This is a genomic window from Rhodococcus sp. P4_C10 (assembly GCF_056402135.1).
Map to the genome: position 1 here is coordinate 1 of NZ_JBFUHZ010000050.1, position 21,122 is coordinate 21,122.

General features: G+C 70.7%; 19 protein-coding genes and 1 pseudogene. 6 read left to right on the top strand and 14 right to left on the bottom strand.

Annotated features, from left to right (window positions below; genetic code table 11):
• On the top strand, positions 1 to 685 hold a 685-nt coding region (locus AC1DWC_RS23065; RefSeq protein WP_477911783.1), incomplete at its 5' end, for an HNH endonuclease signature motif containing protein.
• Between the two features lie 91 nt (positions 686 to 776).
• Here the strand turns inward: AC1DWC_RS23065 and AC1DWC_RS23070 are convergent.
• The 11 genes and pseudogenes from AC1DWC_RS23070 to AC1DWC_RS23120 all read right to left on the bottom strand — a co-directional run bounded on the left by AC1DWC_RS23070 (position 777) and on the right by AC1DWC_RS23120 (position 11,948).
• Positions 777 to 1,172, bottom strand: coding sequence for a PPOX class F420-dependent oxidoreductase (locus tag AC1DWC_RS23070; protein WP_477911785.1), 396 nt, complete (start codon positions 1,170 to 1,172; stop codon positions 777 to 779).
• A 61-nt stretch (positions 1,173 to 1,233) separates the two neighbouring features.
• On the bottom strand, positions 1,234 to 1,620 hold the full coding sequence (locus AC1DWC_RS23075) for a DUF2568 domain-containing protein (RefSeq protein WP_477911787.1): 387 nt from the start codon (positions 1,618 to 1,620) through the stop codon (positions 1,234 to 1,236).
• Positions 1,617 to 2,651: an NADP-dependent oxidoreductase gene (locus AC1DWC_RS23080; RefSeq protein ID WP_477911789.1), complete on the bottom strand. Its 1,035-nt coding sequence runs from the start codon at positions 2,649 to 2,651 to the stop codon at positions 1,617 to 1,619. The genes AC1DWC_RS23075 and AC1DWC_RS23080 overlap by 4 nt, the downstream gene beginning before the upstream one ends.
• Positions 2,652 to 2,713: 62 nt before the next feature.
• Positions 2,714 to 4,138 carry an acyl-CoA synthetase gene (locus AC1DWC_RS23085; protein WP_477911791.1) on the bottom strand — a complete coding sequence of 475 codons (1,425 nt, stop codon included), beginning with the start codon at positions 4,136 to 4,138 and terminating at the stop codon, positions 2,714 to 2,716.
• A gap of 44 nt (positions 4,139 to 4,182) precedes the next feature.
• Entirely contained in the window at positions 4,183 to 5,085 is a 903-nt protein-coding gene (locus AC1DWC_RS23090; RefSeq protein ID WP_477840072.1) for a proline dehydrogenase family protein, read from the bottom strand.
• A gap of 68 nt (positions 5,086 to 5,153) precedes the next feature.
• A complete protein-coding gene (gene pruA / locus AC1DWC_RS23095) occupies positions 5,154 to 6,797 on the bottom strand; it encodes an L-glutamate gamma-semialdehyde dehydrogenase (protein ID WP_477911793.1) in 1,644 nt (547 codons plus the stop codon).
• 122 nt (positions 6,798 to 6,919) lie between these two features.
• A pseudogene (gene dapC, locus AC1DWC_RS23100) lies at positions 6,920 to 7,876 on the bottom strand (succinyldiaminopimelate transaminase); the annotation flags it as partial.
• A gap of 1 nt (position 7,877) precedes the next feature.
• A complete protein-coding gene (fdxA, locus tag AC1DWC_RS23105; protein WP_072847084.1) occupies positions 7,878 to 8,201 on the bottom strand; it encodes a ferredoxin in 324 nt (107 codons plus the stop codon).
• 138 nt (positions 8,202 to 8,339) lie between these two features.
• Positions 8,340 to 9,116 (bottom strand): hypothetical protein, encoded by a 777-nt coding sequence (locus AC1DWC_RS23110; protein ID WP_477911795.1) that lies wholly within the window; start codon positions 9,114 to 9,116, stop codon positions 8,340 to 8,342.
• Entirely contained in the window at positions 9,113 to 11,671 is a 2,559-nt protein-coding gene (locus tag AC1DWC_RS23115) for a bifunctional FO biosynthesis protein CofGH (RefSeq protein ID WP_477911874.1), read from the bottom strand. Before AC1DWC_RS23115 ends, AC1DWC_RS23110 begins: the two co-directional genes overlap by 4 nt.
• A gap of 91 nt (positions 11,672 to 11,762) precedes the next feature.
• The gene (locus AC1DWC_RS23120; protein ID WP_477911797.1) at positions 11,763 to 11,948 is read right to left on the bottom strand and encodes a hypothetical protein; all 186 of its coding nucleotides are present in this window, start codon (positions 11,946 to 11,948) and stop codon (positions 11,763 to 11,765) included.
• 156 nt (positions 11,949 to 12,104) lie between these two features.
• Between AC1DWC_RS23120 and AC1DWC_RS23125 the strand changes: the two genes are divergently transcribed.
• The 5 genes from AC1DWC_RS23125 (at position 12,105) to AC1DWC_RS23145 (ending at position 19,068) form a co-directional block, all read left to right on the top strand.
• Complete coding sequence (locus AC1DWC_RS23125; protein WP_477840076.1) at positions 12,105 to 12,584, top strand: PH domain-containing protein; 480 nt, start codon at positions 12,105 to 12,107, stop codon at positions 12,582 to 12,584.
• Positions 12,581 to 14,167: a PH domain-containing protein gene (locus tag AC1DWC_RS23130; RefSeq protein WP_477911799.1), complete on the top strand. Its 1,587-nt coding sequence runs from the start codon at positions 12,581 to 12,583 to the stop codon at positions 14,165 to 14,167. The genes AC1DWC_RS23125 and AC1DWC_RS23130 overlap by 4 nt, the downstream gene beginning before the upstream one ends.
• A 112-nt stretch (positions 14,168 to 14,279) precedes the next feature.
• Positions 14,280 to 15,239 (top strand): esterase/lipase family protein, encoded by a 960-nt coding sequence (locus AC1DWC_RS23135; RefSeq protein ID WP_477911801.1) that lies wholly within the window; start codon positions 14,280 to 14,282, stop codon positions 15,237 to 15,239.
• Positions 15,240 to 15,358: 119 nt separating this feature from the next.
• Positions 15,359 to 18,358, top strand: coding sequence for an alpha-mannosidase (locus AC1DWC_RS23140; protein WP_477911803.1), 3,000 nt, complete (start codon positions 15,359 to 15,361; stop codon positions 18,356 to 18,358).
• 20 nt (positions 18,359 to 18,378) lie between these two features.
• Positions 18,379 to 19,068 (top strand): uracil-DNA glycosylase, encoded by a 690-nt coding sequence (locus AC1DWC_RS23145; protein ID WP_477911876.1) that lies wholly within the window; start codon positions 18,379 to 18,381, stop codon positions 19,066 to 19,068.
• On the opposite strand, the gene AC1DWC_RS23150 is transcribed toward AC1DWC_RS23145, so the two are convergent.
• The 3 genes from AC1DWC_RS23150 to AC1DWC_RS23160 all read right to left on the bottom strand — a co-directional run bounded on the left by AC1DWC_RS23150 (position 19,065) and on the right by AC1DWC_RS23160 (position 21,093).
• Positions 19,065 to 20,399 (bottom strand): YncE family protein, encoded by a 1,335-nt coding sequence (locus AC1DWC_RS23150; protein WP_477911805.1) that lies wholly within the window; start codon positions 20,397 to 20,399, stop codon positions 19,065 to 19,067. The two genes, AC1DWC_RS23145 and AC1DWC_RS23150, sit on opposite strands and share 4 nt — an antisense overlap.
• Positions 20,400 to 20,498: 99 nt before the next feature.
• Positions 20,499 to 20,915, bottom strand: a complete 417-nt coding sequence (locus AC1DWC_RS23155) for a hypothetical protein (RefSeq protein ID WP_477911807.1) — start codon at positions 20,913 to 20,915, stop codon at positions 20,499 to 20,501.
• A 22-nt stretch (positions 20,916 to 20,937) separates the two neighbouring features.
• A complete protein-coding gene (locus AC1DWC_RS23160) occupies positions 20,938 to 21,093 on the bottom strand; it encodes a hypothetical protein (RefSeq protein WP_477911809.1) in 156 nt (51 codons plus the stop codon).
• Positions 21,094 to 21,122: the final 29 nt, after the last annotated feature.

Consider the following 21,122-nt stretch of genomic DNA (forward strand, 5'->3'; position numbering starts at 1 on the left):
CCGCGGCCGCGGACACCTCGACAACGCTCGTGGCCCGATGGAAGGTGGGGAACGCCCGCACGTCACGGTCACCATCGACGTCGACGCACTCAAGGACGCGGTGGCGGCGACGGCGCCCACCCCCGCGACCGGTGCCTGGGTGGGGAACGGCTGGGACTACCACTCCGACAACGCAACCGGACCCGTCGGCGAGCACGAGGGTTGCACCAGCCCCGCCGGTTTCAGGCCACCCCGCCGGTACCGCCGCAGAAGGCACGCCAGCATGCCCTGGGCAGGCCCCATCTCCGCCGCCGTCGCCGCCCGCATCTCCTGCGACGCGCAGGTCACCGCGATCTTCGTCGACCGGGGCGGCAACCCTCTCGACGTGGGCCGCACCACCCGCGTCATCTCCCCGAAACTACGGAAGGCGTTGGTGGCCAGGGACTGCGGCTGCGCGTTCCCCGGCTGCGGCCGACCTGCGGCGTGGACCGACGCCCACCACATCCGCCACTGGTCCGACGGCGGCCCCACCGCGCTGGCGAACCTGGTGCTGCTCTGCAAGAAGCACCACACGATCATCCACAGGAACCACTGGTCCGTGCAGATCGAATCGGACGGGTTCCCGTCGTTCATCCCGCCGGCCTGGGTGGACCCGTTGCGAAGACCACGGCCGGCTCACAACCGGCGCGCGATCCACGGGGCCTGATCCAAGGCCCGAATACTCACCCACAACCGGACCGGTTGCGGCCGAGACGCACACGGCTGCAACCGGTCTGCGCTGTGTGACAGGCCGACTGTCAACCGCCCTGAACCGACTCCAGCCCAAACGCGATGACCCGCTCCGGGTGGATGCGGATGAGCTCCGGCGACATGCCCGGCGCCCACGGCGCCACCTCGGTCAACGCCTCCGCCCGACCGCGGATCTCCACGCACCGCACCACCCACGGCTGGACCGAGGCCAGGTCGTCCACCACGAAAGCGGCCCGGTCGTTGGTCGCGAGGTTCCGGAACTTCTTGCTGGCGCCCAGATTCCGGCCACCGATGTCGATGGTGCCGAGTTCTGCGTTGTAACGGAACCCGACCGGACTGTTCTGCGGCGCGCCACGTGGGTTGACCGTCGCCAGCCTGCCGAGCCGCTGGGTACCGAGGTAGGCGATCTGGTCCGCGCTGAGTGTTGCCGAGGCTTCTGTCATGACCATCTCCCGTCGCTGAGTCCACGCAGCCGTCACGCTAGGACCTCGACCTCGGTTCAGGTCAAGCCCGCGGCGCCCGCATCTCCCGTCGGCACAGTTCCCCGAAGACCCCCGCCGCCACCACGAAGAACACCAGCCCCACGAGTGGTCCCAGGAACACCCCGGCGACGACGGCCGTCACCGCGAACAACGCGACCTGCACGTACAGCCTGGCCGGATTCGGCAGTCGGCGGCCTGACGTCGGCGCCATCCACACCGCCCAGACGGCCGCCGCAACCACCGGCATGGCCACCGCAAATATCACCTTCCCGAGCAGCGAATCCGTCGACGCGGCGCCGGCCAGCGCCAGCAACACCAGCATCGACAGCTCGCACAGGAAGGAGACGACCTCGAGCGGGCCGACCCGCGGCACCGCGGTGGCATCGCGCACCTCGTGCGCCCCGCTCACTGCTCGGCCATTCCCACGTTGACGACGACCTTCCCGAAGTTGCGGCCCGCGAGCATCCCGATGAACGCCTCGGGCGCATTCTCCAGGCCGTCCACGATGTCCTCGCGGTACTGCACCCGCCCCTGGTGGATCCACTCGGACATCTCGCCGATGAAGTCGGCGTACATCGCGCCGACGAACTCGCTCTGGATGAACCCCCGCAGGGTGAGGCTCTTGGTGAGGATGTGACTCATCAGCGCGGGCGCCCGGTCCGGCCCCTCCGGCCGCGTGGTCAGGTTGTACTGCGACACCAGCCCACACACCGGCACCCGGGCGTAGGTGTTGAGCCGCGGCAGCACCGCGTCCCACACCGCCCCGCCGACATTCTCGAAGTACACGTCGATGCCGTCCGGGACGGCGGCGGCCAACTGGTCGACGAAGTCCGGCGCACGGTGGTCGACGGCCGCGTCGAAGCCCAGTTCCGCCAGGTACGCACACTTCTCCGGCCCACCGGCGATCCCGACGGCCCGGGCGCCCTTGATCTTCGCGATCTGGCCGACCGCGGAACCCACCGGCCCGGTCGCGGCGGCCACCACCACCGTCTCGCCCGGCTGCGGCTTACCGATCGCCAGCAGACCGGCATAGGCGGTGAAACCCGGCATCCCCAGCACCCCGAGCGCCATCCGCGGCGGCCCCAGTCGCGGGTCCAGCTTGCGGACGTGGTGGGCGTCCGCGGCCGCGTACTCCTGCCATCCCGAGAACGCCAGCACGACGTCGCCCTTGGCGAATCCCGGTTCCCTGGACTCGATCACGTCGCACACGGTGCCGCCGACCATCACGTCACCCACCGCCATCGGCGCGGCGTAGGACTTCGCATCGCTCATCCGGCCGCGCATGTACGGGTCCAGCGAGAGATACCTGGTCTTGAGCAGCAACTGCCCGTCGCCGATCGACGGGATCGGTGCCGACTCGATCCGGAAGTCGGACCTCTGCGGCTCCCCTACGGGACGTGACGCGAGCACGATACGGGTGTTCTCGGCAGGCAGGGTCATGCTTCCTGAGGCTAGTCCCGTCGGACGCGAAATGCGCTGCACACGCACCGGCGCTCCATGCTTCAGCCCAGCAGCTTCTTCTGCACCTTGCCCATCGCGTTGCGCGGCAGCGAGTCCACCACCCGCACCTCGCGGGGCCGCTTGTGCGCCGACAGTTCACCGGCCACGTGCGCGATCAGCGCGTCCGGGTCGACGCCCTCGCCCACCACGTACGCCACCAGCCGCTGCCCCAGGTCGGCGTCGGGCAACCCGACCACCGCCACCTCGCGCACCGTCGGGTGCCCGAGCAGCGAGGTCTCCACCTCGCCCGCCCCGATCCGGTAGCCCCCGGACTTGATCAGGTCGGTCGACTCCCGGCCGACGATCCGGTGGAACCCGCCCTCGTCGATCGCCGCCACGTCGCCGGTCTTGAACCAGCCGTCCTCGGTCCAGCACTCGGCGGTGGCGTCGGGCCGGTTCAGGTACCCGTCGAAGAGCATCGGCCCGCGCACCTGCAGACCGCCGATCGACTCGCCGTCGTGCGGCACCGGCGCCCCGTCCTCGTCGACGAGCCGGGTCGTCACCCCCGTCACCGGCAGCCCGACCCAGCCGGGCCGGCGTTCGCCGTCCGCGCGGGTGCTCAGCGTGATCATGGTCTCGCTCATCCCGTAGCGCTCGATCGGCGTCAGACCGGTCAACGCGACCAGTCGCTCGAACACCGGGACCGGCAGCGGGGCACTGCCGGAGACCAGCAACCGCGCGCCGGCGAGGGCCCGGGCCGACTCCTCGTCGCGGGCCACCCGCGACCACACCGTCGGCACCCCGAAGTACATCGACCCGCCGGCCCGCGCGTAGGCCTCGGGTGTGGGGCTGACGGTGTGCACGAGGCGGCTGCCCACCCGCAGCGGACCGAGCAGACCCAGGATCAGCCCGTGCACGTGGAAGAGCGGAAGTCCGTGCACCAGTGTGTCGTTCGAGGTCCACTGCCACGCCTGCGCCAACGCGTCCAGCCCGGCGGCGATCGCCTGGCGGCTCAGCAGCACGCCCTTGGGCGGCCCGGTGGTGCCGGAGGTGTAAAGGACGAAGGCGATCGACGAGGGGCGCGGTTCCGGGTGCCCGTGCCAGTCGCGGGCATTCACCCGCACCGGGATGACCGGCAGGTCACCTGCTCGGGAACTCGGCGCATCGTCACTGCCCTCGGGAGCCTGCCCGAGCCAGGCCTGGGCGCCCGAGTCGGACAGGATGTGTGCGATTTCCGCTGGACCGGAGTCGGGCGGCACCGGTACCACCGTGACCCCCGCGAACAGGCAGCCGACGACCGCGATCACCGTTGCGGCGCTCGGCGTCGCGAGGACGGCGACCCGCTGGGCTCCGGCGATGCGCCGGGCCAGGGCCCCGGCGCCCCCGACGATGTCGCTGCGGGAGAGCACATCGTCGCCGATCCGGACGGCGTCGGGCAGGTCGTCGCCCCGGGCGACGGCGAGGGGGTTCAGTGAACTCAGGAGCACGCCGCCCAGCGTCTCACACCGCGGCGGACGGCCCGTGGACCAGTTCAGCCGTGCGTCACCAGCGAACGCAGGAAGAAGGTGAGGTTGGCGGGCCGTTCGGCGAGACGCCGCATGAAGTAGCCGTACCACTGCGCCCCGTAGGGCACGTACACCCGCACCTGGTCACCCTCGGCCGCCAGCCGTGCCTGCTCGACGTCCCGGATGCCGTAGAGCATCTGGTGCTCGAACTCCGCCGGACCGCGGCCCACCTGCCCCACCAGGTCCTGCGTCTGTTCGATCACCACCGGGTCGTGCGAGGCGACCATCGGGTAGCCCCGGCCCCGCATCAAAATCTCCAGGCACCGCAGGTACGACGCGTCGACCTCCGAGCGGCGTTGGTATGCAACCGATTCCGGCTCGTCGTACGCCCCCTTGCACAGCCTGATCCGCGAGCCCGCCACGGCGAGGTCCCGGCAGTCCCCCTCGGTCCGGCGCAGGTAGGCCTGCAGCACCGCCCCCAGCCAGTGGAAGTCGGCCCGTAGCTCGGTCACCACGGCGAGTGTCGCGTCGGTGGTGGTGTGGTCCTCCGCGTCGACGGTCACCCACACGCCCGCGGCCTGCGCCGCCGTGCACAGCGCGTGGGCGTGCTCGCGTGCCACCCGGAGACCGTCCCGCGGCAGCGCCAGGCCGAGCGCGGACAGCTTCACCGACACCTCCAGGCGGCGGACGCCGCCGACCGTGGCCTCGGGTTGGTCGGCGAGTTCGCTCAGCAGCGCGCGGTACTCGGCGAGCGCCGCGCGGGCCTGCTCCGGCTCGGTGGTGTCCTCCCCCAGGTGGTCGATGCTGATCGACCGGCCCGAGTCGAGGATCGTGCGGGCGGCCGCCAGTGCGGCCGGCCGGTCCTGCCCCGCGACGAACCGGGTGACGATGGACCGGGTGACCGGGGCCCGGGTGATCGCCGACTTCATCCGCGGCGAACGGGCCGCGGCGAGGATCGCCGGCCGCAGCGGGTTGCCCAACGCCCCGGACACGGCGATCAGTCCCGCGGTCCCATGTGCGGGTACCGATAGTCGGTCGGCGGGACGAAGGTCTCCTTGACCGTGCGGGCCGACGTCCAGCGCAGCAGGTTGATCGGCGAGCCGGCCTTGTCGTTGGTGCCCGATGCCCGCGCCCCGCCGAACGGCTGCTGCCCCACCACCGCGCCGGTCGGTTTGTCGTTGACATAGAAGTTTCCCGCCGTGAATCGTAGTGCGGCACCGGCTCTCTCGATCGCCGCCCGGTCGTCGGCGATCACCGAGCCGGTGAGCGCGTACGGGGCGGTGGTGTCGACGATGTCGAGGACCGACTCGAACGCGTCGGGCGCCGAGTCGTCGTAGACGTACAACGAGAGCAGCGGTCCGAAGTACTCGGTGGCGAAGCACTCGTCGCCGGGGTCGTCCGCGAGCAGCACAGTGGGCCTGACGAAGAAGCCCTCGGTGTCGTCGTACTTCCCGCCGACGGCGACACTCACCCCCTCGGCCCCGCGGGCCCGTTCGATGGCGGCGACGTTCTTCTCGTACGCGGCCCGGTCGATCAGGGCGCCGCCGAAGTTCGACAGGTCGGTGACGTCGCCGTAGCTGAGTTGGTCGACCTCGGAGAGGAAGTCGTCACCCATCTCCGCCCACACCGACGCGGGCACGTAGGCCCGCGAGGCAGCGGAACACTTCTGGCCCTGGTACTCGAAGGCGCCGCGTACCAGTGCCGTCCGCAGCACGTCCGGGTTGGCGGACGCGTGCGCCACCACGAAGTTCTTGCCGCCGGTCTCCCCGACGAGTCGCGGGTAGCCGTGGTAGCGGTCGATGTTGGAGGCGACCTCGCGCCACAGGTGCTGGAAGGTCTTCGTCGAACCGGTGAAGTGAACGCCGGCCAACCGCGGATCACCCAGTGCCACATCCGATACCGCGGCGCCGGGGCCGGTCACCAGGTTGATGACACCCGGCGGCAGGCCGGCCTCCTCGAGCAGCCGCATCGTCCAGTAGGCCGCCAGCGTCTGGGTGGTGGACGGCTTCCACACCACGGTGTTGCCCATCAGCGCCGGCGCCGTCGGCAGGTTGCCCGCGATCGCCGAGAAGTTGAACGGGGTGACGGCGTACACGAACCCCTCCAGCGGCCGGTACTCCATCCGGTTCCACACCCCCGGACCCGACATCGGCTGGTCCGCCAGGATCTGCCGGGCGAACTGCACGTTGAACCGCCAGAAGTCGACGAGCTCGCACGGCGCGTCGATCTCCGCCTGCTGCACCGACTTCGACTGTCCGAGCATCGTTGCCGCGGCGATGGTCTCGCGCCACGACCCGGCCAACAGGTCGGCCGCACGCAGCAGCACCGCGGCCCGCTCGTCGAAGGGCAGGTCCCGCCAGGCCGGACCCGCCGCGACCGCGGCCTCCACCGCGGCGTCGGCGTCCTCGTGGGTGGCGGAGGTCAGGGTGCCGAGCACGGCGGAGTGCCGGTGCGGCTGCACCACGTCGATCCAGTCGCCCGAACCCTGCCGGTGGACGCCGCCGATGACGTGCGAGAGCGGTGTCGGTTCGGCGGCCAGGTCCGCGAGCTTCGAGGCCAACCGCGTCCGCTCGGGACTCCCCGGTGCGTAGGAGTGCACCGGCTCGTTGCCCGGACGAGGAACCTGTGTGACGGCATCCATGCTGCCTCCTGCCCACGGTGACGCTCCCGGGACGGTGCCCCGGCAACGAGGTACTCCGCCCCCAGGCTAGCGCAGCGACAGCGCGCAACAGGAAGGACGCGCGCGATCGATGATCATCGATCGCACGGCTCGCCGCGGGTCGCCCACAGGTACAGCCCGGCCTCGGAGTTGTCCACGGTGAACCCGGCGTCCCGCACGGCACCGAGCAGCACCTCACGGCGCATCCGGTACCGCTCACGCTGCTCGTCCTCGTGGTCGTCGTCGCTCAGCGCCGCGGTCATCGCGGCCTGCACGGGCAGCGGCATGATCATGCCGGCGTGCTTGCGTACCTCGAGCAGCTCCGCGACCAGTGCCGGATCGCCGGTGACGAAGCCGGCCCGGTAGCTGGCCAGGTTGGACGTCTTCGACAGCGAGTGCACGGCCAGCAGGCCAGTGTGGTCGCCGTCGCAGACCCGCGGGTCGAGGACGGAGTAGCCCTCCGCCTCCCAGGTCAGCCCGAGGTAGCACTCGTCGGAGACCACGATCGCTCCGCGCTCGCGGGCGAACTCGACCGTCTTGCGCAGGTGGTCGATGCCGAGCACCTTGCCGGTCGGGTTCGACGGCGAGTTCACGAAGATCAGCGCCGGGCTCTCCGGTCCCAGCCGGGTCATCCCGTCGGCACGCAGCACCCGGCAACCGGCCAGCAGACCGCCGACCTCGTAGGTCGGGTACGCGACCTCGGGAATGACGACCAGGTCGTCCGGCCCGAGCCCGAGCAGCCGCGGCAGCCAGGCGATCATCTCCTTGGTGCCGAGCGCAGGCAGCACCGCATCGGGATGCAGTCCGGTGACCCCGTACCGGCGCGCCAGCGCCCCGACCGCGGCAGCCCGCAGCTCGGGGGTGCCGTGCGTCGTCGGGTACCCGGGCACCTCCGACACCGAGGCCAGGGCCTCACGGATCAGCGGCGCGACCGGGTCGACCGGGGTACCGACGGACAGGTTGACGATCCCGTCAGGGTGCGACTCCGCCTTCGCCTTGGCGGCGGCGAGGGAGTCCCAGGGAAAATCGGGCAGAGCATGCGAGACGGCCGAGCGCGGCAATTTAGTCCTCGCCCATGGGCGGAAGTGCCTTGATGAACGGCGGGTCGTAGTCGACCTTGCCCAGCTTGGCGGCGCCGCCCGGCGACCCCAACTCCACGAAGAAGTCGACGTTCGCGCTGACGTAGTCGTTCCACTGGTCCGGGACGTCGTCCTCGTAGAAGATCGCCTCGACGGGGCAGACCGGCTCACAGGCGCCGCAGTCCACGCACTCGTCGGGGTGGATGTAGAGCATCCGGCCGCCCTCGTAAATACAGTCGACAGGGCATTCCTCGATGCAGGCCTTGTCAAGCACATCTACGCACGGTTCAGCAATCGTGTAGGGCACTGCCGCTCCCCTTGCCTTTCTCCACGGACCGGATGTTCTGGGCGCGTTCAAGCTACGAAACGCCCAGGGCCTCCTAGTATCCCCCTTCCTCGGGACCAACGCCCGCGCAGGGTGCCCTCAGCACACGGGTTCCCGACCTCAGACGGTGCTGCCCCTGCGCTCGGTGGCGTCCACCGCACCGCGGACCGTGTGCCCGTCGACCCACCGCATGGCCATCACCGCCGCCTCCACCAGTGCGCCCCGTTCACCCAGGTAGTCGGCGACCGCACCGACGAACGGCACGCGGCCGAGCACCTGGTACGGCCGGGCCGGCAGCGGCCGCTTGTGCAGTTCGTCGGGGATCGCCCGCAGCGTCCGCGCCGTGTTCCACATGCCGCCGAGCATCGCGAACGGCTTCCAACCCTCGCGCGCCGGAGCATCCTCTCGCGGGTTCGTCAGCTCGGTCCGGGCGTCGGTCTCGCGCTGGCACAGCACCGAAGCCAGCAGGTCGACCTGCGCGCTGCGCTCGGTCACCCCCAGCTCCCGCGCGACGGCGATCAGCACCAGCGCCTGGTTGGCGAACCCCAACAGGTCCTGCAGCGGCAGTCGCTTCGCGATCGGACCGAGCACGCCGGGGAAGGCGACCACGATGGTGTTGACCAGGCCGAGCCGGGTCAGCCACCAGCGGGCCCGGCGCTCGTCGCTGGCCCGCTCCCAGGCCGCGGTGCCCGGCACCTGCGCCACGTCGAGCAGCCACGCCGCCGCGTCCAGCGCCTTATCGGCTGCGTTCCGCTGCTCGGCGTTCGGCCGGAACGTGCGGGCCTTGATGCCGAACGGGTCGGACGCGACCAGGTCGAGCACCGGATTGATCCCCCAGGCGGCACGGTCGAGGACCGCCACCACCCGCTCGTTGCCGATCCGGTCCTTGGCGGTCACCGGACACTCACCCGGTCGGCGTACTTGGTGGTGCGTTCGCGGGCCGGACGGCCGATGCCCTCCGCGATCGCGCGCAGTTCGGCCACGGTCTTCTCCGACCCGTGCTGCGAGCCGGCCATCCGCGAAATGGTCTCCTCCATCAACGTCCCTCCCAAGTCGTTGGCGCCACCCTGCAACATCGCCTGCGTACCTTCGGTACCCAGCTTGACCCAACTGGTCTGGATATTGTGGATCCGGCCGTGCAACATCACCCGCGCCAACGCGTGCGCGGCCCGGTTGTCGCGCCGCGTCGGGCCCGGCCGGGAGGCGCCCGCCAGGTACAGCGGCGAACTCTGGTGCACGAACGGCAGCAGCACGAACTCGGTGAACCCGCCGGTCCGGTCCTGGATACCGCGGAGCACGTTCAGGTGGCCCACCCAGTGCCGCGGCTGGTCGACGTGGCCGTACATCATCGTCGAACTCGACCGCAGCCCCACCTCGTGCGCCGTGGTGACCACGTCCACCCAGGTGCTCGTCGGCAGCTTGCCCTTCGTGAGCACCCACCGGACCTCGTCGTCGAGGATCTCGGCCGCGGTGCCGGGGATGGAGTCGAGTCCGGCCTCGCGCAGGTCGGTCAGCCAGTCCCGCACGCTCTGGCCGCCCCGCGAGGCGCCGTTGACGATCTCCATCGGACTGAAGGCGTGCACGTGCATCGAGGGCACCCGGGCCTTGATCGCGCGCACCAGGTCCGCGTAGCCGGTGACCGGCAGTTCCGGGTCGATGCCGCCCTGCATGCAGATCTCGGTGGCCCCGGCGACGTGCGCCTCCCACGCCCGGTCCGCGACCTCGTCGGTCGACAGGGTGAAGGCGTCGGCGTCGCCCTTGCGCTGCGCGAACGCGCAGAACCGGCAGCCGGTGTAGCAGATGTTGGTGAAGTTGATGTTCCGGTTCACCACGTAGGTGACGTCGTCCCCGACCGCGTCCTTGCGCAGGTCGTCGGCCAGTGCCACCAGCGCCTCGAGCCCGACGCCGTCCGCGTTCGCCAGCGCCAGGTAGTCGTCGTCGGAGCAACCCGCCGGGTCGCGCTCGGCGTTGCGCAGCGCGGCCAGCACGTCGGTGTCCACCCGGGCCGGCGCGCTGAGTTCGAGGACCTGCTCCCGCACCGTCTCCCAGTCGCCGAAGGCGCTGCCCAGGTCGCTGCGGGTCTCGGTGTTGCGGCCGTCGGTGTCGATCTCGGTGTTCAGGTCGACGCGCCCACTCGACTCCCATGCCTCGTCGGGCTCCTGCCACGGCAGGCCCACCGGGACCGTGTCGAGCCGGGCCAGGCCGGTCACCGGGTCCGCCAGCGCGTGCACGTGCGCGGCGATCCGCGGGTCGATCCACGGCGAACCAGCGAGTACGTACTGCGGCTGCGCGGCGGTGCGTTCGGTCAGCGTGTAACCGGCCTCGGCGGTGATCGCGGCCAGGTTGTCCAGGTTGGGCCACGGACGTTCCGGGTTGACGTGGTCCGGGGTGAGCGGGGAGACCCCGCCCCAGTCGTCCACGCCCGACGCGATCAGCGCCAGGCACTCCGCGGGTGAGACCAGGTTCGGCGGCGACTGGATACGCATCCCCGGGCCGAGCACCAGCCGGGCCACGGCGATGGCGGCGCGGAACTCCTCGATTCCGGCGTCGGGCGCCGACCGCATCACGGTGTCGTCCTTGGCCAGGAAGTTCTGCACGATCACTTCCTGAACGTGACCGAAGGCCTTGTGCGACTTCCGGATCGCCATGATCGAGTCGGCCCGCTCGGCCATCGTCTCGCCGATGCCGACGAGAATCCCGGTGGTGAACGGCACCGAGAGCCGGCCCGCGTCCGTGAGCGTGCGCAGCCGGACCGCGGGGTCCTTGTCCGGGCTGCCGTAGTGGCACTCGCCCTTGTCGGTGAACAGCCGGGTGGCGGTGGTCTCGAGCATCATGCCCATCGACGGCGCCACCGGCTTGAGCCGGTTGATCTCCTCCCAGCTGAGCACCCCCGGGTTGAGGTGCGGCAGCAGGCCGGTCTCCTCCAGCACCCGGATCGACACGGCGCGCAGGTAGTCCAGCGTGGAGTCGTAGCCGCGGGCGTCGAGCCACTCCTGCGCCTCCGGCCAGCGCGCCTCCGGGCGGTCGCCGAGGGTGAACAGGGCCTCCTTGCAGCCCAGTTCGGCGCCCCGCCGGGCGATGTCGAGGACCTCGTCGACCTCCAGGTACATGCCGTGCCCCTCGGCCCGGAGCTTGCCCGGCACCGTCACGAACGTGCAGTAGTGGCACTTGTCGCGGCACAGCCGGGTCAGCGGGATGAAGACCTTGCGCGAGTAGGTGACGGTGCGGGGCCGGCCCGCGGCCTCGAGTCCGGCGTCTCGCACCCGCGCCGCGGAGGCGCACAGGTCGTCGAGGTCGGCGCCGCGCGCGTGCAGCAGCACGGTCGCCTCGTCGACGTTGAGGGTGGCCCCGTCCCGTCCTCGACGTAGGGCCCTGCGCAGCGCGGACGCCGACGGCCGCTCCAGTCCGGCCGCCGGTCCGGGGCCGGAAGGCATCGCCGGGTCGGGGAGCATCGCGGAGGTGGCCGGGGCGTCGTCGTGGGATGTCACGCGTTCGATCATGCGCCATGACCCGAGACGACGGCCACTGTAGGTCTCGGCTCGATCAGCCGTGGGGGTACTCGTCCTCGTCCGGGACACTCCGCCGCTGCTCGGCGGCGTCGGCCTCGTTGACCTCGAGCGAGTCGGTGGAGTCACTCGTCTCGGCGTCCTCCGGCTCGTCCGGGGCACCCGCCGGCGTCACCTGCTCGACACGGTCCGCCTCGGGGACGTCGGGCTCGAATCGGTCCATGTGGGTTCCCTTCCTCGCCTGCACCCAGGCTAGCCCTCCGCCCGGCTGGCGGACGGTTCCCGGAACAATCGTCGGGCGGGCACCGGCGACTGCGACACCGTCACCGGTTTTTGGCAGGCTGAGGGCGTGAGCACCCCACCGACCACCACCGTGACCATGGCCGACCCGCAGTGGCGGCCCAGCACCAGGGCACCGCTGCTGTGGGCGGTCAACGCCGCGCTGTTGTGGATCCCGGTGTTCGTGGCGCAGCTGGTCTGGGCCGTGGTCGACGGCACCGCCACCAGCTGGCCGCACGTCGGCGTGTTCGCCGCGAGCGTGGTCGCCGCGGTCGCGCACGTCGCGGGCATGCCGCAGTGGCGCTACCGGGTGCACCGCTGGGAGATCAGCGACGACGCGGTCTACACCAAGACCGGCTGGTTCACCCAGGAACGCCGGATCGCCCCGATCTCGCGGATCCAGACGGTGGACACCGAACGCGGGCCGATCGACCGGATGCTGGGGTTGGCCACCGTGACCGTCACCACCGCCTCGTCCGCGGGCGCGGTGAAGATCACCGCGCTCGACGAGCGGGTCGCCGACGCCACCGTCGCGCGGCTCACCGAGATCGCCGGACGCAACGTCGGGGACGCGACATGAGCACCCCCGAGCCGGCGACCGCGCCGACCCCCACCCCGGCACCCGGTACCGCGCCCCCGGAGTCCTCGGGCGCGGCGGCGCTCGCGGCCGAGGAGGACCAGCCCTGGCTGCGCCTCGACAAGCGGATGCTGCTCGTCCACCCCGTCGACGAGATCGTCAAACTTCTTCCCGTGCTGCTGATCTCGGTGGTGGTCGGCAGTCAGAGCGGAAACCACGCGTGGGGCCTGATCGCGGTCACGGTGCTCGTGCTGTTCGCGATCGCGCGGTGGTTCACCACCAGCTACCGGATCGGCCCGGTGCACGTGCAGCTGCGCAGCGGCGTGTTCCAGAAGAAGCTGCTCTCGGTCCCCCGCAACAGGATTCGCTCGGTGGACGTGGAGGCCGGTCTGCTGCACCGGATCCTCGGCCTGGCGGTGGTACGGATCGGCACCGGCCAACGGGCGGAGAAGCCCGGCGACTCGGCAAAGTTCGAACTCAACGCCCTCGACGCCCGGCTGGTCCCGGCGCTGCGTGAGGCCCTGCTGGCCCGCCGCACCGACGACGCCTCCGAGCCGGCGCCGACGGGCGAGCGGCCCGTGGCGCCGGCGACCGAGATCGCGCACTGGTCGCCGGCCTGGGTGCGGTACGCGCCGTTCTCGACGACCGGCGTGCTCACGATTGCCGCGATCGTGGGCGTCGCCTTCCAGTACGGCGTCGGCGCGCAGATCGCGGAGTCGTCGACGGTCTCGCACGGCATCGACTGGGCGCGCGGATTCGGCACGGCGGCGGTGGTGGTCGTGGGCCTGATCGTGCTGCTGACCGCGGCCAGTGCGCTGGCGTGCGTGCGCTACCTCGTCGCGTTCGGCAACCTCACGGTGACCGACGACCGGCACGTCCTGCATGTCAGCCACGGCCTGCTCCGGAGCCGGCAGACGACGCTGGACCGGGCGCGGTTGCGCGGCACCACGGTGCACCTGCCGCTGCTGCTGCGCCTGGCGCGCGGCGCCCGCCTCGACGCGATCATGACCGGCGTGTCCACCGAACGACAGCACTCGTCGATGCTGTTGCCGCAGGCGCCGCGCGCGGAGGCCGAGCGGGTGAACGCCGTGGTCCTGCGCGAGCACGGCTTCCCCGTCGACGTCGCGACGGCGCTGACGGCACACGGCCCTGCCGCCCGCCGTCGCCGCTACAGCCGGGCGTTGCTGCCGGTGGCGGCCGTCGCGGCCGGTGTCGCGGTCGCGGCCGGGCTGGGCGTTCGGGTGCACTGGTCGGTGTGGGCGGTCCTCGCCGCGGCCGCCGCCGCCGCCGCCGCGCTGGCCTGGGACCGCTACCGGGGCCTCGGACACGCCGCCCCCACCGGCTGGCTCGTCACCAGCAGCGGCTCACTCGACCGCGGCCGGCACAGCCTGGAGGCGGACGGCATCATCGGCTGGACGGTGCGGCAGAGCTTCTTCCAGCGCCGCGCCGGCGTGGCCACCGTGGTCGCGGCGACGCCCGCCGGCACCCGCCGCTACGAGGTCCTCGACCTGCCGGCCGAGCGTGCCTGGGGCCTCGTCGAGGCCGTCACGCCCGGCGCCGGCGACATCTGGATCCGCAGGACCTGACCGCGCGGATCGATGTGGACTCCGGGCATTCTCCAGTGCCGACCGTGCCGCAGCTGTTAGAGATGACGGCTGCAGCACATCGTCTGTCCCACAACCATTATCAGGAGTTCACTTGACTACCCGACTCCGCGCGGCCACGACGAGTCTCGCGACCGTCGCGCTGTTAGCCCTCGGCGCCACACTCATCCCGTCTGCGGCCGCCTCCGCGCAGTCGGCCTCATCCGGTTCCGCCGGCGGACAGGGCCAGCTCCCGGGCGTGAACGACTTCGAGTGCGAGTCGCCGCAGCATCCGCGACCGGTCGTGCTCGTGCACGGCACCGACATGAGCATGGAGGAGACCTGGGGCCCGCTGGCGGCGGAACTCAAGCGCGACGACTACTGCGTCTTCGCGTTGAACTACGGCGGGATCCCCACCTTCAACCTCGACACCTTGACGCTGGGGCCGGGCTGGGGAACCGCACCGATCCAGGACTCGGCAAAGCAGCTGGACAAGTTCATCGAGGAGGTGCGCACCGGCACCCAGTCCTCGCAGGTCGATGTCGTCGGTCATTCGCAGGGCGGCACGATGACGCGCCAGTACCTGCGGTTCCTGGGCGGCGCATCGGGCAACAAGGTTCACACGCTCGCCATGCTCGGGCCGTCGACCCACGGGACCGACTTCGGCGGCCGGTACCTCACCGAGGCCGACGCCAAGGCCAAGGGCGAACCGGTGGCAGCCCAGCAGCAGATTCTCGGGTCGAAGTTCCTGACCGAACTCAACGCCGGCAACCAGGAGACACTCCCGGGGATCGACTACACCGTCATCGCGACGAACACGGACAACGTGATCACCCCGAACCCGACGCCCGCGAACCCCACGAACCTCTCGTTCCTCAACCCTGCCCCCGGAACCGAAGGGTCGGTCCACAACTGGACCGTCCAGGACAGGTGCCAGGACCCGGGCCTCGCCATCTTCCACGCTGACGAGTTGAGCCCGGACAAGCACCCCGAGGGCCTCCTCAACCATCCGGCCCCGCTGTTCCTCGTCCGCCAGGCCCTCGACCCGACGCTCGTGGGCACGCCCCCCTGCTAGGACCTACCGCCGCGGTGGGCCCGGGCAACCCAGCAGGCGCCGCGCGCGGACGCCGGCGACATCTGGATCCGCAGGACCTGACTCGGCGACCCCGCCGCACCCACCGAGGGAGGGCCGCGATGCACGACGACCGGCAGATCGTGGAGGACCGCCTGCGCCGGTTCGTGGACCAGAGACTCGGGCCCGCGCTGTACCGAGATTCCGTGCCCGCGACGCTGACGGCCTGGACGGTGCCCGGCGAGCCGGTGCCGTTCGCCGAGGCGGTGACGCAGGAGTTCACGCCCGTCGACGTCGGGGCATGGTGGGGCCGTCCGTGGGGCACGGTGTGGCTGCACGTCACCGGGGCCGTCCCGCCGCACTGGCTCGACCGCCCGGGCCTTGCAGTGGAACTCGTGGTCGACCCCGGCTTCACCGGCGGTCCGGGGTTCAACGCCGAGGCCCTCGCCTACCGCCCCGACGGCACTGTGGTCAAGGCGATCTCTCCGATGAACGCCTACCTCCCGCTGGACCCGCACGCCCCGCTCGACGTCTACCTCGAACTCGCAGCGAACCCGGACGTGGCCAACAGTTCCGGTTTCCAGCCCACCGTGCAGGGCGACCCCGACACTGCCGGGCAGGACCCGGTGTACCGGCTGCGTCGGGTGGACCTGGCGTTGCGCGACATCACCGTGTGGGAGCTGACGCAGGACATCGCGGTACTCGAAGGCCTGATGCACGCACTGCCGTTCGACCTGCCGCGCCGGCACGAGATCCTGCGTGCACTCGAGCGGATGCTCGACGGCGTCGACCCCGACGACCTCCCCGGCACCGCGGCCGCCGGCCGGGACCTGTTGCGGGAGGTACTGTCCCGGCCCGCGTACGCCAGCGCACACAACCTGGTCGCGGTGGGACACGCGCACATCGACTCGGCCTGGCTGTGGCCGGTTCGCGAAACCGTCCGCAAGTGCGCGCGCACCTTCGCCAACGTGGTGGCGCTGATGGACGACCACCCGGGCTTCCGGTTCGCGTGTTCGTCCGCGCAGCAGCTGGCCTGGGTCAAGGAGGGATATCCCGAACTGTTCGAGCGGATCCGCGAAAAAGTGGTTGCCGGCCAGTTCGTGCCCGTCGGCGGCATGTGGGTCGAGGCCGACACCAACATGCCGGGAGGGGAGGCGATGGCGCGGCAGTTCGTGGCGGGCAAGCGCTTCTTCCTCGACGAGTTCGGGGTCGACACCCCGGAGGTGTGGCTGCCGGACTCGTTCGGCTACTCGGCGGCGCTGCCGCAGTTGGTGGTCGCATCCGGGTCGCGGTACTTCCTCACCCAGAAGATCTCCTGGAACCAGAGCAACAGGATGCCGCACCACACCTTTCGCTGGGAGGGCATCGACGGCACCCGGGTGTTCACCCACTTCCCACCCGTGGACAAGTACAACTCGGACCTCTCCGGTCACGATCTCGGCCACGCGCAACGCAACTACCGCGAACAGGGCGTGGGCACCGTGTCACTGGTGCCGTTCGGCTGGGGCGACGGTGGCGGCGGGCCGACCCGCGAGATGCTCGCCGCTGCGGCGCGCACCCGCTCGTTGGAGGGCTCACCCACGGTGACGATCGACTCCCCCGTCAACTTCTTCCGCCGTGCCGAGGCCGAGTACCCGGCGCCGCCGGTGTGGTCCGGGGAGCTGTACTTGGAACTGCACCGGGGAACCTACACCTCGCAGGCAAAGACCAAGCGCGGCAACAGGAGAAGCGAGCACCTGCTGCGCGAGGCGGAACTTTGGGCGGCGACCGCCACCGTCCGGTCCGGCGCTCGATACCCGTACGGCGAGCTCGAGCAGATCTGGCGGCTGGTGCTGCTCCAGCAGTTCCACGACATCCTGCCGGGCAGCTCCATCGCCTGGGTACACCGCGACGCCGAACGCAACTACGCGGCCGTGGCCGCCCGGCTCGAAGCCGTAATCGGCGTCGCGACGGCCTCCCTCACCGGCCCAGGCGAGACATCCCTGACGCTGAACGCGACGCCGGACACGCGGTCCGGTGTGCCGGCTCTCGGCATCGGCGAACCCGACGACTCCGCCGAGCCGACCCGAGTCACCCGGCTCGGCGACAGTTTCGTCCTCGACAACGGGCTGCTTCGCGCGGTGATCTCGGACGCCGGGCTGCTCACCTCCCTGGTCGACGCCGGCACCGGCCGCGAGGCACTGGCGCCTGACGGTGTCGGCAACCTACTGCAACTGCACCGGGACACCCCGAACCAGTGGGACGCCTGGGACATCGACGAGTTCTACCGTCGAACGGTCACCGACCTGACGGACTCCGACGAGGTGACCATCGACGGCGACGCCGTGGTGGTCCGACGCCATTTCGGCGGTTCCAGCGTGGTGCAGCGGCTCACGGTCCCGCCGGGCGGCCGGTCCCTCGAGATTGCCCACGAGATCGACTGGCACGAGAGGCAGAAGCTGCTCAAACTGGCCTTCCCATTCGATGTGCACGCCGACCGGAGCGCCTCCGAGACCCAGTTCGGGCACGTATTCCGGCCCACCCACTCGAATACCTCGTGGGATCGCGCGAAGTTCGAGATCTGCGCGCACCGGTGGGTGCACGTCGGAGAACCCGGGTACGGCGTGGCGGTGGCGAACGACGCCACCTACGGACACGACGTCGGCCGCAACACCCGCGACGGCGGCGGCACCACCACCACGGTGCGCCTGTCCCTGCTGCGCGCACCGCTGTACCCGGACCCGCAGGCGGACCAGGGCCGGCATGCCATGACGGTCTCCGTGCGGCCGGGCGCATCGATCGGCGACGCCGTCACGGAGGGCTACCGTGTCAACCTGCCACCCCGAACCGTCAGGGGCGCCAATGCAGTAGCACCGCTTGTCCGGGTGTCGAACCCGGCCGTGGTGGTCGAGTCGGTCAAGCTCGCCGAGGACCGCAGCGGCGACGTGGTCGTGCGGCTCTACGAGTCGACCGGCGCACGGTCCGTCGGACGGGTGACGCTGGACTTCCCACACACCGGCACCCGGTTCGTCGACCTGCTCGAACGGCCACTGGACCCGCCACCCGACTGCACGGCCGACCACGGTTCCCCGGTGTTGACGCTGCGCCCGTTCCAATTGGTGACCCTGAGGGTGCAGCGGTGACGTTCCCGACGCTCGACGAGATGGACGCCGCGCTGATCGACTGCCGGCGCTGCCCCCGCCTGGTGGCCTGGCGCGAGCGGGTGGCGCGCGAGAAGCGGGCCGCGTTCCGCGACGAGACCTACTGGGGGCGACCCGTTCCCGGCTTCGGACCGACGGATGCCGCACTGCTGGTCGTCGGGCTGGCACCGGCCGCGCACGGCGCCAACCGAACCGGACGGATGTTCACCGGCGACCGCAGCGGCGAGGTGCTGTACGCGGCGATGCATGCCGTGGGCCTGGCCAGCCAGCCAACCGCCACCCACATCGGGGACGGCCTGACGCTGCGCGGCACCCGGATCACCGCACCGGTGCACTGCGCGCCACCCGCCAACAAGCCGACCACCCTCGAACGGGACACCTGCCGCCGCTGGCTCGACGAGGAACTGCGACTGCTGACGCCGACGCTGCGAGCGGTGCTGGTGTTGGGCGGTTTCGGTTGGCAGACACTGCTTCCCACGCTGCCGGCGGCCGGCTGGGCGGTGCCCGTGCCGAGGCCGAAGTTCGGACACGGGGCGCACGTGATGCTCGAACCGGAGACACCCGGGCGAGAACCGCTGCACGTGTTCGGCTGCTACCACGTCAGTCAGCAGAACACCTTCACCGGACGACTCACGCCCGCCATGCTCGAGGCGGTGCTCGCCGACGCCGGACGCACCGCCGGACTGCTCTAGGAGACGGCACTCCCGGCATCAAGGCTCCCGGTATCGAGGCTCCCGGCGCCCCCGACGTCGGGGGTACCGGCCCAACCGGCGGGGACATGCCCGATGCGCACCCGCTGCGGGTGGTCGCCCACGGCCACGGTCGCCACCTTCTGCCCGGTCGCGAAGTCGATCGCGCTGACCGAATCGCTCGCGCTCTCGGAGATGACGCAGTGCGTTCCGTCTCCGTTGACCGTGGCCCAGTAGGGCTTTGCCGCCGGAACGGTCGGGGACTCCTGCAGGGTGACCGTGTCGACGATGGTCACGTAGTCGTCCATCGTCCCGGCGATGCACAGGTTGCCGCCGTCGGGACTGATGGACATGCCGTGGTGGCGTGAGTCGTTGACCCAGGTGGTCCGGTCCGGATTGGTGTCCGGGTTCTTCGGAAGTTCCTTGACCCGGGTGATCTTGTCAGTCGCAACGTCGTACTCGACGAAGCCGTTGAAGAAGGACACCTGGAAGTACAGCTTGCTCTCGTCCGGGCTGAATGCCACGGGCCGTACCGAGTCCGAGAGATCTTGGCGGCCAAAGGCGTCCAGTCGATCGCGCATGTCGATCACCCTGACCGTCTGAAAGGTCTGGGCATCGACCACGGTGATCCTGCGGTCGCCCTTCGTCGAGTCCTGCGACGGGTCGTCCGTCCCGGTGTTCACCTCGCCGATGGACATGTTCCACAGGTAGCGGCCGCCGTCGGTGAAGACATTCTCGTGCGGCTTGTCCCCGGTCTTGAACGACCCGACCTGTGCACCGGTGCGAATGTCGAGCACATGCACCGTGTTGCTGGTGGACGCGGAGACGGCGACCCGGCTGCCGTCCGGCGAGACCGCCATGTGGTCCGCGCGGAATCCGGACACCGGGAAGCGCCAGTTGATCTTTCCGCTGGCCAGGTCGATCGAGACCACGTCGGCGAAACTTGGCCGGGACGCCACCACCGCGGACCCGTCCGGGGTGGTGTACATGTCGTCGACGAACTGGTCGTGGCCCTCGCCGGCGGTCAGTCGCACCCCGAGGAAGAAGGCCAGCTTGACCGGGTCGAGGTAGATCTCCCCGAGTCGCTCCTGCTTGTCCGGGATGATGTTCACCCGCCCGACCTTGGCGTAGTTTCCGGTCGACTCGATGACATCCGCGGTGCCGTCCCAGTTGTTGCCGACGAAGAGCACCTCGGCGAGTCCGGCCGCGGGCTGCGCGACGGCGGGTCCCGCTCCGGTGCCGACCACGAAGGTGGCGGCGACGGCGGTGACCGTTGCGGCCGTGGCCCAGCCCTTCCGGCGGCCGCGGGTCATCCTGCTCGATGCCTCGATCACGTGTCTGCTCCAGTCGTCGCGCTGCCTCGGTCGACCGGACGCTAGCAGCCGTCCGTCCGCAACCAGCGGCAATCGGCGAATCGAACCCCGGAGGTACTTCTAGCTCGGGCGGGCCGATGTACCGCGCGCGACCGCCGCATCCGAGGCGAACTTCAGCAGCAGCAACCCTGCGGGCACCAGCCCGCAGACCAGCAGCAGCAGGGTGCGCCAGTCCGCGAGCAGCAGTCCGTCCCCGCCGGGGCCGGTCATGCACAGCACGATCCCCACGAACCAGCCGATCACCGGCAGCGCCATCCGCGACGTCCGGTCGGTGACGGTCCGCGCACCCAGCACCAGCAGCACATTGACCACCCCGGCGACCAACACGCTGACCGGGAACGGCACGGTACCGAGCCGGGCGGGCAGGAACAGGACGGCGAGCACGGCGGTGAGGATGCCGTCGAACACCAGCAGCGCGAGGATCGCGGAGTCGAGGATTCCGGGCGCGGTGTGGACTGGTCGAACGCTGGCCGTCATACGACGATCGTAGGCGGCGCGGTCAGTCGACCGGCGGGTAGCCGAGCATGGTGAGCAGGTGGCTCTGCATGTCGACGAACGAGTACAGCCCGTTCATGTACATGTCGTGGTAGAGCGGCGCATTCGGCCGGAGGGAGTCGACGAACGCCACGATCGAGTTCTGCAAGTCCCAGTTCACTGTCGGGTTCCTCCCTGGCCGCCACACCG